Here is a 14,407-nt window from a genome sequence, read left to right as displayed (position 1 = left end):
ACTATTGCTGATGCAATCCTGGACAGGATAGTAAACTCCTCACATAGGATAGATCTTAAAGGAGAATCATTAAGAAAGGGAGTTCTGAAAAACGAGTAACATTATTTTTTTATATAATTGCATGATCTTTCAAAGTGGCACTGTTTGAACCGAAATAGGTGGCACGGTCACTCCGAAATAGCCAACTATCACACAGATATATCAATAACCCAAATTAGAATATTAGGAAAAGAATAGTCTTTTGCTCGCTTGTACTGTTGTTCCTTTCTTGTTCAGAAAGCACAACAAAATCCCCTTCTGAAACTGCCAAGGCAGTTGCGGAAAGTTTTTTCTCAAAAGACGTATCAGCTTTAAAAAAGCATACTACTACAGAAGGCTATGCCAGTTTGATTACTGTACAGAATATGATACCAGATTCTGATAAAAACATCGAAGTGGAAATTTTAGATGAAGCTGTTGATGGCGAAATTGCCTGGATAAAAAACAGCACCACCTACGATGGGAAAACTGGAATTTCAAGTTGGTTAAAGAAAACGGTCAATGGAAAGTTACCAGTAAAGGACCGAGGGAAAAAGGGCCTTTTTAATTACTTCGTGATAATTTATACTTATCTATAGCGCTAAGGTCTATTCTATTTACCACATCAGTTAGGTAACCTAATTTTTCAAATATTTTCTTTATAGCCATTTGGTGTTCAGAGCCAATTGTAAATTCGCCTGTAAAAAACTGAAGGAATTTCTCGTCAACTATTCCATTACGGTGGGCGTATAAATGCCTAATCTGTAAGATTTTTTCAATTTTATCTTGCTCATCTTTATCCAAAACTTGCAAATCGCTAATTTGTTTGGTATCCTTTATAAAGCCTCTTACACTCCCCTTTTGAAGTTTACTTATTTTCTGTTTTGCCCAAAATTTAACAAAATCTTGTAAGTCAGAACAATTGAGTACTTCTTCAATTGTAACGGTTTGTTGTGACTTCAAAGTTTCGGGATAGGCTAGAAAAATTTCGTATAATAAATCTGAAAGATAGGTCTCAAAGTTGTCTACAACAGAAGAAAACAAAATCCTGCTAAGAATTTTACCTTCTTGATTGGTTGTTGGATTTTCGGGACTTTCAGGATATAAAATATCTCCTAAATCATCTACAATCTTTAAAATACTTTGATAGTGTTCTATAAAACTAATTTTAGCATAGGTAGCATCGTTCTTTAGCTCTTCTAGATGAGAATTGATTTGTTTTATTTTTTCGTAACCACCTATTTTGAAGTTCACAGTAATAGGGTCTGCCAGCTTTGTTCTATCCTCTGTTCGAATATATACTTTGCCTTCGACAGAAACGATTGAATCAGATTTATATACTTTAATTGCATATAGTCTTTTGTCTTCAATATTTACATATTGGTATTCAATGTTTGGTTTAGGGGTTAACAAATCCAGAGCTTTATGAGTAATTGTATTGGCGTGAAAATCCTCGCTCAAACCATTAATCTTCGAATCATCTGTAACACCAAGAATGAGAAATCCACCTTCTGTATTAGCAAAAGAACAAAGTATTTGCGCTACATTTCTAGATGGTGGCAATACTGCCTTGTATTCTAAGGTTTGGCTCTCTGGTTGCCCAACCATTTTTTTTACTTCTTCAATCCAATCCATAATTATACTGGGATTTTATTAATACCTGTTGTTTTAAGAATAGTACCCAAAGTTAAATGTCTTGGATTGTCCTTACCATTATCAATCCACAGTTCTGCATTAGCGTAATCTAAGGTATCTTTCTCTGAAGAATAAAAGACTATTACCTGTCCATTATCCGAAGGCCTTATTACAATATGAACATCTACGCCCTTTTTCTTGATGCCTCCCAAAACTGTGGTTGCCAATTCATCAATATCTGTACAATCATAATCTTTATGGTTCTTTAAATACTCGATGATATTTTGTTTTGAGCGTTCAATCAATTGTTGGGCATATAAAAACATATTAGCATTGGGTCTAGAAGTATGATTAAATAGAGCTGCCAAATCTCTATCCTTTAAAGCTTCTTCCAATTCGTCCATAGAAGTTACGCCAAGACCAGCTAAATCTTCTTGAGTAATTTCGGCTCTTATTTGAGGGCCTTTTGAATTTTCCAAAGCAGATTTTAATTCTTCTATATTCGTCACGTTATACTCTTTCAATAAATTTGAAAACTCTTCAGCTTGATTGAATCTGTTAATTAAATTTGGGTCTTTATTTATTGCATCAGCCATATTTGATAATTGCTCAAGGTCTGTTGAACTTCGCATTACCCTGTAAAGACTGTCTCTATCTGAAATAGTATTCATAAAAAGCTCCGCTCGCTTACCGTAGTAGTATGAAAAGTATTCTTTAGAATTTTTAGGATTGGCCTCGAACCATTCTGAAAGTAAGCTTATGGCTTTTATTTCATCCTCATTTTTCTTCTTTGAGTGCTTTAAAAAATTTGAAATTTCATCTGCAATGTCCTTTAATGTTTTAAACTTATATTTTCCAAATCCTACATTAGGATGCAATAAAAGATTCTTCCAATCCTCTCCCAATAACTCTAAAATTTCTATAAGCTTAGAGTCTTTTATCTTGTCAATATGAATAGCTTCTTTTAAACAAAAAATTCCATTGTAGTTGGGTAACACTTGGTGTTTATTAAACAAAATATTGTTTGTTTCAACTTCCATAACAAAATTACCGAAGTCATTAAACCATTGAAATGTATCTTCTTCAGATTTTTCTAGGGCTTTCGATAATTCATCAATAGACTCTTGTTTGGCAACATCTTTAACTAAACCTGTATAATCCAATTTTTGCCAGTCACTCCAGCCAATATCAACCCAGAATGGGATATGATTCTTTTTACAAACTGATTTCGGAAAAAGATTATAAGTAAATTCCCATAGTTGTTCTTGAACGTCATTAGCATAACTTTTTTGTGGAAACCAAATATCTTTCAACGGGAATTTCTCTTTTGAGTTTTCAATTTCAACAATGGTTGATTCCCAAAGAATATCCCTTAATGGCTTTTGAACATTTATATCATACCAGTCCCTGTCAAAAAACTTTTCTAATGTTCCCGGCATTCTTGAATCTGAAATATAAAATAGGTTAAAGTAGGGTTTGGTAGAAATTGTGTTCATAAGGTTCTTATACAATTCTAAAGCTTCTAGAAGTATCTCTCTGTTTTCCTGAACTTCCTTATCATCATCTCTTTTAAGCCATATTCCGTCTCGTTCGGTAAGTGGGTTAAAATAAAAGCTATTCACAACCATAGGAAAATGGAAATCTTCAGTTCCTATCATTGGAAAATCACAAAAAAGTCTTGGAACATTATCAAGGCTTTGAAGATAATATTCTTCGTCTTTTTTTAATACTTCAGCAGCAATTGAAGTTCTATCTGAAGATGACCTCAAAATATGAATTATCGAAGCTTGACCATTATATATCTTCTCAATAACCTGAAGGTTTTGTGATTCAATGTTCTGTTTATTGGTAAAGGTTAACTTTTCATTTTCGAGATTATTTATAATTTCAACTTTATCAATTTTAGATATAAACGTGAGAACATAAGGCACCAAGTTCACAAACTCATTTACGCCTACCTTGGCGATTTCTTTTTGTTCATCTGTATTTAGATGATAGGTAAAAGATGTATTAAAGGCATATTCATTGTAATCAGAATTGATAAGTTTTACTGATTTTTGAAATTCTGTCCAAGCGTTTTCGACTTTAGGCATAAGCTGAGCCATTGAATTACCGCTTCTATCTAGGGGAAACTTGAATCGATAAGTTTCAAGGCTGTCAGTCTCCAAAATTCCTTCAATATCAATCTTTCGAGAAAGTAAATGAGTGGTTAAAAAACCTGTCCCAAATCTACCTGTTCTAGTACTAGTCTCTCCTTCTTCGGTTTCCTTTGAGGATATTTGATTGATGATACCACGTATATCCTTTTCTGTAAAATAAATTCCATTGTGCCTAAAGATTATGGTATCATTATTATGCTCAATTTGAATTGATATTTTTCTATCTGGGTAATCAGCTATACTATCTTTAGCATTTTGAAGAAGTTCCCAAGCCCATCTACCCTTATTATTTTCTACCGTCTTATCTAAGTCGTGTAACCGTTTATTAATTTTATCGGCAATAGACCTGTTACCGTCTTCTTTTCGGCCTTCTTCAATTGATTGTATCATAATTATTCGCTGCCATTAAGCCATATTTTTTTAGTAACGATTTGGGGTTTATTCAGTTAGTTTAAGACATCCAGTACTTCCAAGTTCCTTATATACATTTTGGAAAGACTCTACTAAAGTCTTAGGCGATGTGTTCTTGTTGACCACAATTTGTATTTCGTCAATTTCAAAATGAATTGAGCCTTCAAATCCAGAAATTTCCACAGTACACTTTGATAAATCGCTAGTAGAGTAATCCACATCGATTAAATCTGGATTATCTATGCCTTCAATATGATTAATTAACTCTTCGATATCTATGTCTTTTTCCATTCTCAACGTCAACATATTGAATTCCTTCTCAAAGACCTCGTTAAACTTATCACTTACAATAGTGTCGCTGTATTTAAAATTTTCTATACTTCTTGTAAGTACATATTCCTCTGCAGAAGTTTGAGATTGAGTCACACCAATAATATAGTCGAAATAAACCGTTGACAGTTGGCCATACCCGTCTTCGATAATAGTTTCCTGAAAGTCTTTGAGTTTCAATTTTAAAATTTTTCTCAATAATACTGTAACTTCATCTAATTCTTCGCGAATGAGTTCTCTTGCAATTTTTTGAATCCAGTTTTCGTGATAATCATCAATTTTTTTTGGTGCCTTATTACCATCTTTAAAACCTGGAAGTTTTCGCACATAGTCTTCTTCGGAATAGGAAAACACCGCTTCTTTAAACTTAAAACCCTTTGCTCTCGTCTCGATTTTTCTAGTTTCAAAAAGTTTGGTCAAATCTGCGACAATAAATTTTTCATCCGTTTCTTTACCGAATTTAACAGGTGTTTGATTCTTTTTTTCCGGTGTTATAAACTTTACTCTTTTCGCCGTATGATGTTTAAGGTATTTTTGCAATTGGTCACTAAACAAGAGATTTTCAGTATAAACATCCTTTGCATTTCCCTGTAAAGCCTGAATTAAATAGTAGGACCACACACCGTGATTGTGTTCCATATCAGCTTGTGATTTTTCATCACTTTTGCAAGAAGCAAATACAATTAAATGTTCTGCATCCCTATAAATATACTTTAGGTCGTCAGTTGAAAAATCACTTATAGGACTTCTTTCTACTTCACTAAATTCTATACCGCTATGGCAACAATCTAAAAAGACAATAATTCTAGTTGAGTCACTTTTCTCAAGTTCTGATATAATTGAGGTAATTGAAATAGTTGAAGTTTCGAGACTGTCCAGCTCGGTATCAACACAGGATATTTTATTAACACCGTCAACAAAAAACCCGTGCCCTGCGTAATATAAAACTATGGTATCATAGGATTTAGCAGTTCGAGAAAGTTTTTTTATTTTATTTTCAATAGTGGTTTTGGTAGTCTTAGTACCGTCCAACAATTCAAGATTACTCTTTTCGCAACCCAAATTTATCAGGCTTTCTCTAAATTGTTTAGCATCGTTATTAGCGAATTTTACTTTTGATATTTTCTTGGAATCATTGTATTCTTCGACAGCAATGATAAGCCCTAAATAATTTTTCATTGTACATTCTTAGTTATTGTAGGACTATGTTATCATCTGTTTCGTAAACAGGTTAAAATCCAAGTTTTACAAATATTTTATTGGGTGCCTCATCGCTATTATCTTATATAATATATCAAAATCTAAGCACTATGTAGCAAACTAAAATCGAACATAAAATGCTTTAGAATAAAGCTGTCATTATGTTCAGATTCGTAATAAGAATCGTGTAAATTATGTGTCTTTGATTTCAAAAATTCAGGCACCCTGTCGTCTTTCTTTAAAAGCTTATTAATTCCATCTACAGTTTTCTCCATATCTCCTTCAAGTACATATCCAAGTAGGCATCCGTTCTCATATTTCTTTGAAACAAAGTTGTTAATTCCAGTATCAATATAACGTCGTTTTAAACCAGAATCTTTTTCTTTAAGATTTTTGGCTTCCATATGGTATTCATACTCTAAGGAAGAATTTATGGTTACCAATCTAAGGTCTATTCTAGGTAGTTTTGCTGCAAAACCCTTTTCCTTTTCTATATCATCTTTTGGCAGATGCTGCTCAACATTCGTAACTATACTCCACTTTAGTCTTAGTGGATTTTCCTTAATGTGTTCGTGCAATTCCGAAGTAATGTCATTTTCATCCCAGTTGAGTTTGATTACCTTGGTTTCCATAGCTGAAACATAAGATTCTGTTATCAGCTGAAAGCATTTTTCTTCAAAGCCTCTTTTGAAGCTAGCAACTATTACTTTGTTTAATCCCATTTACTATACTTCATTAAGGATTTCCAGTATTAATTCTGAAGCATCTTCAATCGCCATCGATTGAGTCCAGAATCGCCTCTGATTGGGACGAACAATAAAAATCTCGTTGCCTGTTTTATAATTTAATTTTTTTCTGAAATAGATGTTGGTTGCTTTCTTTTGCCATAATTCTTTATCCAAGTCTCGCAATATGTCGTGTATATCCACGCTAGACATTGAAACTTCCTTTTCAGAATCTCCAAATGCAACCTTAGTTATCATTAAAGGTGAAAAATGACTTATGTTTTCATAAACGGTACAATTAGCATAGAGATTCTGATTTTGTAAAAAGTCATTTAAATGCTGTGAAACCTTTATGGCATAATCTTGAATTTCATCTTTGTTAGTCGGACCAAGAACATATTGATACCTCTTAATTAATAATGGAATTGTAAATTCCACAAAATTGTCTACAATTAAGCTTTCATCGATTGAAAAGTCAAAACATTTAGATATATAATTATCAATCTCCCGTTCAAACTTTTTTGTATTTGTGTTGAAAATTTTAGATTCATCAATTGTCATCCTGTCGTAAATATCAGCAAGATGATATAAGTTCTTTTTAGACAAAGAAAATGGTAGTCGATAAACTTCGTTAGGTTTAATTTCTTCTCTTTCTATTCCGATAGATGCTGAACATAAGAAAAGATAATAATAAGCAAGTTTTGAATTTATAAAACAGGTTAACCCTTTAAGTACTTTTGAGTCAGAATGACTAAGACCAAGAACTTTACTATTAAACGAACAGGCTTCATCTTCATACGAAGCACAAATTTTCCAATTGGAAAGACCTTCCTTAATTAGAATATGTGGTGCAGAATAAGTCTTTTTCGCTCCCACGCGTCTAAATACATTAATTGTAGGTAAGTCATCTAACCGCACACCATAATGCTTAGCATATATTTCTTTTGAACGTTGAGTAAGCCCAGAATTCAAATCTGAAAATGAGTGTGAAACGTAGCGTCTAATATTCTTAGGGGTAATGTATCTATTTGGAATTTCGTTATCTACTTTAGGGTTTTTAGTGGAATTGTTCAAAAATTGTAATCCAGAGCCCTTGTCAATTTTTTCATTCGAAATAAACTGTTCGAGACTGTCTGAGGCATTTAGTTTTTGTATTAAATTTATATCCCCAATTCCACCCCACATTGCAATTTTCCAAATTTTTGAAGTTGGTTTTTTGCATTCTTCCCGTGGAAGATATTTCAAATCTGTGCCATCAATGCTAACACCTTCTATAACATTGGATTTAATGTAAGTCTTAGGGGCATAATAGATAATTGTGTTAGATTTTTTCTTCGGTTGACTTTTTCTATAAAATGCAATACTGATTGGTCCAGTTGCTGAACCAAACAATTGACCACCAAAATCTTTAGGTGCATTTCGTAAAATAGAGAAGTTGTAAATCTTCTCCACATAACATTCATTGAAAAGCCACTTCCTAAAATTTTGATATGTTATTTTAGTATTGGTAAGGATTTTCGTATTGAAAATCAAGGCAATTTCTCCATTATCAGAGAACTTTATCGCCTTATGAAGAAATGGAAGAACCATCTCTTTTGCGAACCCATATTTATCGCAATAATCGCGAATAGATTGTGATAGGTTCTTAGTGCCAAAAGGCGGATTCCCTACAACTAAATCAAAATCAATTTTTTCTATTTCTGGATTCTCCTTTATAGTATCTGAACGAAACAAATTATTGCCTTGTTCAACTAGAGTCTCATCCGAAGGGTCATTTATCAGATATGGTAAGCGATAGTCTTTATTTTGCCAAATTGTTTTAGGATTCAAATTATCTACCAAAGCCAAATAAAGACTAAAAGCAGCTACTTTGATGGACTGAGGGTGTATCTCTATACCAAATATATTATCCGTTAACAGCTTCTTCAGTTCATTAAAGTCCGTAAGCCTTTCTGAATTAGCATTTTCGTGACGTTTGACCAGACGTTTAAAACTTTCAACCAAAAAAATCCCCGAACCACAAGTAGGATCTAACACCTTAACATCAAATTCCTTTTCTGTCCTAGAGATTGGTAATTTCTCGTTCAATATGAGTTCAACTAGGGAAGGTGGTGTGTAATAAGTACCTGTATCTTGCTTTAAAGTAGGGTTTATTTCAGCTAAGAAATTCTCATAAATTTCACTGAGCAATTCTATTTGAATAATGCTAAAATCGAACAGGCGTAAATCCTCAAAAAGATTCTGCTGTAAGGAATTATCATTGCCGTTGATAAAACACTTTCTGATAATTTTTAGATGTTCTCTAGAGATTGATTCATTGTTATCTACAGTAAAAACATTACCATTAAAATATTCTTCTAGTTTCTTAAAAAGAGAATATGTTTTATCTGCATCGTCCAGAATTTCAAAATAAGACGTTGCTCCTTTTTTTATTTCAGAATAAAACTTTTCATCAGTTGCGCCTCTATCTTCTAAATAAAGAAGAAATAGAGAACGCATTATTATTTTATGGATAAGGTTTATTTCTAATCCTTCTGCCTGTAGTTGCCTAGCAGTATAAGTAAGGCTTTCTACAAGGTATTTGTCAACCCTTCGTTGAAGGCTTATTTTCTTTCTAATCTCAAACGCTTCTTCCAATGTCCATATGATACCTGTATCAATGGCAATGGTGGAAAAAAGGTTTTGAAGTTGTTTGAGCTTGCTTTTATCTGAAAACTTGTAAGACTCTATTTCGAGTGTTTTTAGTTCTTTCTTATAATCAAAATCATCTGATTTAATCAAAAGAGGTTTTTCCGCACAATTGTAAATACGAATTTCAGTTTCTGAATAAACGTATAGAAAAATTACCTTTTTGAAGTTCCAGATTTTTTTTTGAGCAATTGCAACTTGCCGCAGAGCTAGGTCATCAAACTTTTGAACCCTTTTTAAAAAAACCGCTGGATAACTGTTTTGATTTTGATCAGTACTGAAATAAATTTCATCAATACCAAAGTCTTTTACTTGATTGATTACAACTAACTGACTGTCAGAAATCTGATTAGATTCTGAAGTAACAGAAACGGCCTTGTCCAAGCCTAAATTTTCAATTATATCAAAATCGATCATATCTAAAGTTGTCCAAAATATCTGATTGTTAGTTACATACTAAATTAATCTCAAAGGTACAAATGATTTTACGATTTTGATAATCCTAATTTGACCAATCTTTGGATTATTTCCAAAAAATCGGAAGTTTCAGACTATTCTTCTGATTCGTTGTATCAGCTAAAAAATATCGACCTCGCCTCATCATAAACCCGCTCAAAATTAACCGCTAAATCCGCCTGAGAATATTGCTTGGATTCTTCAGGTAATTGCCGCTGTATTCTTGACAATTTAAACTGCACTTTCTTATCCTTACCATCAGCATAGGTAATAAACTCGCCTTGTTTCAATCTAAAAAAAACGTCCGCTCTATTCTTTGGGATTTCTTTTTCGCCAGTCGTAATACGAGTATCAAAATCGAGATTATAACCACGACTGATACTTTTCGTCGGGTCTTTAATGATTTCAAAAAAACGCTCGTAATATTTAGCCGTATCTGGGTCATTGACCTTTCCGAAGAACTGGTAGGATAGGTTGCTCAAAATCGCTTTACTTGCCTTATCGCCATACATCATATCATTCTGAATTTTGTCCTGCATCACATAAACAGTAGCAATATTATAGCTTCTAAGTGTTGCCGGAATGCGGTGCATATTCAGTAATCGGATGGTAGGTGCTTCTTCCATCAATAAAAAAGACGGTCTCTGACCGCGTACGCTCATTTGCTTGGTAATAGTGTGAATAATGGTTGCAACAACAGGCGAATAGGATGTTTCATATTTTGGATTGTTTACTACTGAAATGATTGCTGGATTATCCTCGCTATTAATATTTAATGGCACTTCGTCTGCGGATAATGCCATAAAAATGCGCTGTGTACTAATTCGTTTCAGCGCATTCGCCAGGGTACTTTTTACACCAGCGGTCTGCCTATCCGAATCCTTACCACTAATAAAAGCATCTGCCATCGCTCTCGATGTGGTATTTGTTTCCAAAAACTGGATAAGGCTATCCGTATCGAGCATTTGATAAATCGCTATCAAATGTGGAAGCGTACAGTAGTTGGGATAGTCGGTTTTCAGTTTCCAAATTAATCCACCAATCAATCCTTCAGCTGCATCGTTAAAAAATTTAGAGGTTCCCGTAGTTCCCGATTCCCGCTGTTCCAGAAGATTTTCAATAAGTACTCTCGAAATCTCATTCACACTTTCTTCATTTTCGAGATACCGGGGTGCAATGGGGTTTACCTTATGGATGATTTTGTCAAATGAGATAATACGAAAAGGAATATCCGGATTTTTAAAAAGCGGATACGCCATTTCGGTCAGTTCAAAATCCTTGTAGTCGTGAATAACCCCACAGAAGTTATGTTCCTGGAAATGTTTTAAAAATCCGTAAACGACGCTTTCGGTTTTTCCGCTTCCGGCAGACCCAATAATGGATGCACCGCGTCTGATGTTTTCAATTTTAAAACTTTTATTGTCTGTTTTAAAAGTTACCCGATATTTTTCAGAGGTATTTTGCTTTAAATCCGGTTTATGCAGAAAAACGTAAAATACCGTATTGACCAACAATAAAGGACAGCCTAAATAAAGTAGTGCTTTTATCGCATTATGAGGATAAAACGTAAAGGCTAGTATTCCAAAGAGCAGCATGATGTTTATCAAAAAGGCATATTTTGATAGCCGATACAGTGCGTAAAATACTGAAGTTGTCAGAACGATCATTAAAAGTATGTGTATTGGATTAGCGAGTTGCATTAGACTTTTCCCTTTAGATACCTATTGAACTTGATTTTATAGCGACGTCCATACCACGTCTTAAGCGATTAAATACTTTCATTGCCAGTTGTGCCTGTGTAACCGGAATACTTGGTAACATTGGAACATCACTTTCTTTCATTATTCTAAAGGCAATCGCTCTTTCACTGGTCGGCAATTTCATCAGCGATGCAAAATAGATTTTAGGGTTTTTGATAAAATCCTTGCGAGCCTGATAGGTTTCGGCAAAGTTTCTTTGGTAGCCAAAAGTTCTGTCAAAGGTCTTTTCTGCCCGGTCAAAAAACTGATTTCGGTCGAAGCCCCGTTTTACGTTCTTACCGTGCATCTCGACTTCCGAGGCCTTATGTTTGCTCCCGGGTGAAAGGCTGAAGGTATTGGATACGTCTTTTCTGCTTACGATGATATGGATATGGCTTTGATTTCCTGCCTTTGGCATCCCTTGGACAATTCGCTTCCCGTCTTGTTGCTGCGGAGCCTCCTTTTCCAATCGGTCAATTTTATTCTGCAATAGTTTGAGATTGCCTTCAGCTCGTCCCTCATTAATGTTTCTGATTTCTGTTTTGAGCTGCAATATTTTGGTAGCAAAGGGTTGGTTTTCCCTAATCTGCCAATCCGTTCCCTTAAAAGTTCGTTGGTGTTCTATTTTGGCGTAATATTTGATATCATCGATGTTAATCGGTCTTCCGTTGATTTCTCGATTGAAGGATGCCACATAGTCTTTCATCAGTTCACGGGTGTATCTTTTTAGATCCTCGCTATTGTTCTGTAACCGGTTCAGTTCATATTTGGAAGGGCTCACCGTGATCGAATAGAATTTTGGTTCCGTCTTTTTGAGTTTGGCACCATTTCCATCAATTTCCTTTACAACTTCATTCGCTGATATTTCATTATCATATTGATTGAAAAAATATTCCATAGCTCCCTGTTCCAGATCCTGGTTTTCCTTCTCCAGGTAGCTCACAAAATCCGCCGAACTTTGTGAGTAATTCTTGCCTAATTTTTGGGGTATGATGGTAACGTACATAGCTCAAAAATTAGAGTTCGTTGCTCCCATTTAGCTTTTCTAGAAAGCCTGCCCTGCCGGCAGACGGGCGTACTTCATTCTTTTTTTCAATGATTTTCTTTTCCAAAATCAACGGTTTCTTTTTAGATTCCTCAGTCTGGAAAAGGCATTCCAACATTGCGACGGTGGGTTTGGTCTGGCTCTTTTCCATATCCCTCATAATGGCAATCACCGCATTGATTCGCTTCTTGATTGAAGCTTCGATTGTCCTTCCCGTAGGTCCTAGTTTTTCTTTTGGGGAAATTTCGTTGTAGAAGAAAAAGTCAAGCATTGTATCTAATGCTTCAGTGTGTGATTTAAAGTGTGTTTTTGAAAATTCCTGAAAACGTTTTGCCGTTTCCTTTTTAAACCTGATGCCGATAAATGAGTCCATAATTCGCCGATTTGTCGCAAATCCTTCCCTAAAAATGGGAATTCACAGGGCATTTGTCGCAAATTGTAGAAGGTCGGAAATTAATATTTTTTCAAGTTGCTGAATATCAGCATTTTGAAAACTAAAAGGAGTACTTAACATCGCATCGCGTGTTACCCTCTTGCTACTCCTTTTCGTTCGCCACAGGCGAACAAAAATTCCGTACAATTTGGTCAAAAGCCAATTGCTAATTCCAGGGAAATAATTTCCTGTTATGTATTTTTTTGATGGGTACGGTTATCGGCGAAAGTCAAAAAATGGATAACCCTACGTAAAATTAAATGCTGTATTTCAGCGAACTAAAGATAGATATTTTTTAACTTCTGAGATATAACTTTCTTAAAAAAATAGCTTCTGTTTTTAGAAAAAGCATTAAATTTAAGCAGTAGGCTTTCAAGGTCTAAATAACAAAGGGAAAATTCAGGTAACAGCGAATTTTCCCTTTTTAGTTGTTATCTCTGATAATTTAGTTGTGCTATTTTTATTTTGATGATTTTTCAATATTAAACTTATAGGCATAACTGTATAAATTCCGCAATGCTTCTTCTTTAATCATCACCTCAAAATTGGCGCAATGTTCCTTTGCATAGTTTCGGATATCATCCCCAAATTTTCGTTCCACATCCTTTTTGGAATTCTTTAAAAGCCGGTTTTGAGCCCCTTCGCTCAAGTCTGAAAAATTAAGAAAAACCATAAGCTTTCCATTTATAGGATTCCTTCATCTGCAAAACTGAAATAATTTCCATCAGGTGTCAGGATCAGATGGTCCAATACCTTTATATCAAATAATTCCCCAGCCTTCTTAATTTTTTGGGTCAGGCGTTTATCCGGTTCACTCGGTCTCAAGGTTCCGCTAGGATGGTTGTGAGCAAGGATTACAGCCGTGGTAAGACTTTTGAGTACTACGGCAAATATTATCCTTAAGTCTACCAAGGTGCCGGTAATGCCTCCTGTGGATACTTCATAAATACCTTTTACTTTATTGGCGTTGTTCAGCAACATTATTTTAAAGGTTTCGTGCAGTTCGATATTATTTTTGTTCCATTGTCCGTAAAGGAGTTCAGCTGCATTTTGAGAGGAAGTTATTTTTGGAAGCTGATTTGTTTTAAGGTTTCCACTGTAACTTATCGCTATTTCGTTAACTTTGGTTTCCATTATGATCTGATTTTGAAGGTGAATAATGAAAGAGGGCGAGACTTTCCACAGAGACGCCCTCTTTGTTTTTAATTTACTCGGCTGAAGTATTGCCGTTCTTTATGCCTAACAAGAGGATCTCATTGGCTTCCACTTCGGTGACATAGCGTTTAATGCCGTCGTTATCTTCGTAACTACGGGATTTCAATTTTCCGCTCACTCCAATTTCCTTACCCTTTCCTGCATATTTCTCGATGATTTCTGCAGTTTTTCCCCAGGCGACTACGGTATGCCATTCCGTATTTTGCACCTTTTCGCCATTGTCGTTTTTGTAATACTCATTTGTGGCAAGTGAAAAACGGGCTACTTTCTTTCCGCTTTCAAGGTTTGTAATGATTGGTTCCTGACCAACATTTCCAATTAGCTGTACGTGATTTTTAATAGTACTCATAATA

12 protein-coding genes and 1 pseudogene are annotated in these 14,407 nt (G+C 34.7%); 2 read left to right on the top strand and 11 right to left on the bottom strand.

The window, feature by feature from the left end:
* A pseudogene (locus OQ279_RS17905) lies at window positions 1-99 on the top strand (ATP-binding protein); the annotation flags it as partial.
* A gap of 158 nt (window positions 100-257) precedes the next feature.
* Complete coding sequence (locus OQ279_RS08940) at window positions 258-617, top strand: hypothetical protein (protein WP_266069547.1); 360 nt, start codon at window positions 258-260, stop codon at window positions 615-617.
* Here OQ279_RS08940 and OQ279_RS08935 read toward each other — a convergent pair.
* From OQ279_RS08935 to OQ279_RS08885, 11 genes are all read right to left on the bottom strand, one after another.
* Window positions 583-1,653 carry an AlbA family DNA-binding domain-containing protein gene (locus OQ279_RS08935; protein ID WP_266069546.1) on the bottom strand — a complete coding sequence of 357 codons (1,071 nt, stop codon included), beginning with the start codon at window positions 1,651-1,653 and terminating at the stop codon, window positions 583-585. The two genes, OQ279_RS08940 and OQ279_RS08935, sit on opposite strands and share 35 nt — an antisense overlap.
* 2 nt (window positions 1,654-1,655) lie before the next feature.
* Complete coding sequence (locus tag OQ279_RS08930) at window positions 1,656-4,202, bottom strand: sacsin N-terminal ATP-binding-like domain-containing protein (RefSeq protein ID WP_266069545.1); 2,547 nt, start codon at window positions 4,200-4,202, stop codon at window positions 1,656-1,658.
* A gap of 48 nt (window positions 4,203-4,250) precedes the next feature.
* Window positions 4,251-5,732 (bottom strand): caspase family protein, encoded by a 1,482-nt coding sequence (locus OQ279_RS08925; RefSeq protein ID WP_266069544.1) that lies wholly within the window; start codon window positions 5,730-5,732, stop codon window positions 4,251-4,253.
* A gap of 122 nt (window positions 5,733-5,854) precedes the next feature.
* Window positions 5,855-6,475, bottom strand: coding sequence for a hypothetical protein (locus OQ279_RS08920; protein WP_266069543.1), 621 nt, complete (start codon window positions 6,473-6,475; stop codon window positions 5,855-5,857).
* A gap of 3 nt (window positions 6,476-6,478) precedes the next feature.
* A complete protein-coding gene (locus tag OQ279_RS08915) occupies window positions 6,479-9,583 on the bottom strand; it encodes an N-6 DNA methylase (RefSeq protein ID WP_266069542.1) in 3,105 nt (1,034 codons plus the stop codon).
* A 155-nt stretch (window positions 9,584-9,738) separates the two neighbouring features.
* Window positions 9,739-11,289, bottom strand: a complete 1,551-nt coding sequence (locus OQ279_RS08910) for a type IV secretory system conjugative DNA transfer family protein (RefSeq protein WP_370866520.1) — start codon at window positions 11,287-11,289, stop codon at window positions 9,739-9,741.
* Between the two features lie 46 nt (window positions 11,290-11,335).
* Window positions 11,336-12,367 (bottom strand): MobB family relaxase, encoded by a 1,032-nt coding sequence (mobB, locus tag OQ279_RS08905; RefSeq protein WP_266069540.1) that lies wholly within the window; start codon window positions 12,365-12,367, stop codon window positions 11,336-11,338.
* Between the two features lie 10 nt (window positions 12,368-12,377).
* Window positions 12,378-12,779: a BfmA/BtgA family mobilization protein gene (locus OQ279_RS08900; RefSeq protein WP_266069539.1), complete on the bottom strand. Its 402-nt coding sequence runs from the start codon at window positions 12,777-12,779 to the stop codon at window positions 12,378-12,380.
* A 520-nt stretch (window positions 12,780-13,299) separates the two neighbouring features.
* Window positions 13,300-13,512 carry a hypothetical protein gene (locus OQ279_RS08895; RefSeq protein ID WP_266069538.1) on the bottom strand — a complete coding sequence of 71 codons (213 nt, stop codon included), beginning with the start codon at window positions 13,510-13,512 and terminating at the stop codon, window positions 13,300-13,302.
* An 11-nt stretch (window positions 13,513-13,523) separates the two neighbouring features.
* Window positions 13,524-13,973 carry a JAB domain-containing protein gene (locus tag OQ279_RS08890; RefSeq protein WP_266069537.1) on the bottom strand — a complete coding sequence of 150 codons (450 nt, stop codon included), beginning with the start codon at window positions 13,971-13,973 and terminating at the stop codon, window positions 13,524-13,526.
* Window positions 13,974-14,046: 73 nt separating this feature from the next.
* Window positions 14,047-14,403, bottom strand: coding sequence for a single-stranded DNA-binding protein (locus OQ279_RS08885; RefSeq protein WP_266069536.1), 357 nt, complete (start codon window positions 14,401-14,403; stop codon window positions 14,047-14,049).
* Window positions 14,404-14,407 lie beyond the last annotated feature (4 nt).

Source organism: Salinimicrobium profundisediminis (genome assembly GCF_026241755.1).
GTDB lineage: Bacteria > Bacteroidota > Bacteroidia > Flavobacteriales > Flavobacteriaceae > Salinimicrobium > Salinimicrobium profundisediminis.
The sequence above is the reverse complement of the archived record's forward strand: the minus strand, read 5'-3'. Positions and strand labels throughout refer to the sequence as shown.

Excerpts from the sequence above, each read along its gene's own strand:
- OQ279_RS08935 (WP_266069546.1), bottom strand. The coding sequence starts at position 1,653 with ATGGATTGGATTGAAGAAGTAAAAAAAATGGTTGGGCAACCAGAGAGC.
- OQ279_RS08930 (WP_266069545.1), bottom strand. The coding sequence starts at position 4,202 with ATGATACAATCAATTGAAGAAGGCCGAAAAGAAGACGGTAACAGGTCT.
- OQ279_RS08925 (WP_266069544.1), bottom strand. The coding sequence starts at position 5,732 with ATGAAAAATTATTTAGGGCTTATCATTGCTGTCGAAGAATACAATGAT.
- OQ279_RS08920 (WP_266069543.1), bottom strand. The coding sequence starts at position 6,475 with ATGGGATTAAACAAAGTAATAGTTGCTAGCTTCAAAAGAGGCTTTGAA.
- OQ279_RS08915 (WP_266069542.1), bottom strand. The coding sequence starts at position 9,583 with ATGATCGATTTTGATATAATTGAAAATTTAGGCTTGGACAAGGCCGTT.
- OQ279_RS08910 (WP_370866520.1), bottom strand. The coding sequence starts at position 11,289 with ATGATCGTTCTGACAACTTCAGTATTTTACGCACTGTATCGGCTATCA.
- mobB (WP_266069540.1), bottom strand. The coding sequence starts at position 12,367 with ATGTACGTTACCATCATACCCCAAAAATTAGGCAAGAATTACTCACAA.
- OQ279_RS08900 (WP_266069539.1), bottom strand. The coding sequence starts at position 12,779 with ATGGACTCATTTATCGGCATCAGGTTTAAAAAGGAAACGGCAAAACGT.
- OQ279_RS08895 (WP_266069538.1), bottom strand. The coding sequence starts at position 13,512 with ATGGTTTTTCTTAATTTTTCAGACTTGAGCGAAGGGGCTCAAAACCGG.
- OQ279_RS08890 (WP_266069537.1), bottom strand. The coding sequence starts at position 13,973 with ATGGAAACCAAAGTTAACGAAATAGCGATAAGTTACAGTGGAAACCTT.
- OQ279_RS08885 (WP_266069536.1), bottom strand. The coding sequence starts at position 14,403 with ATGAGTACTATTAAAAATCACGTACAGCTAATTGGAAATGTTGGTCAG.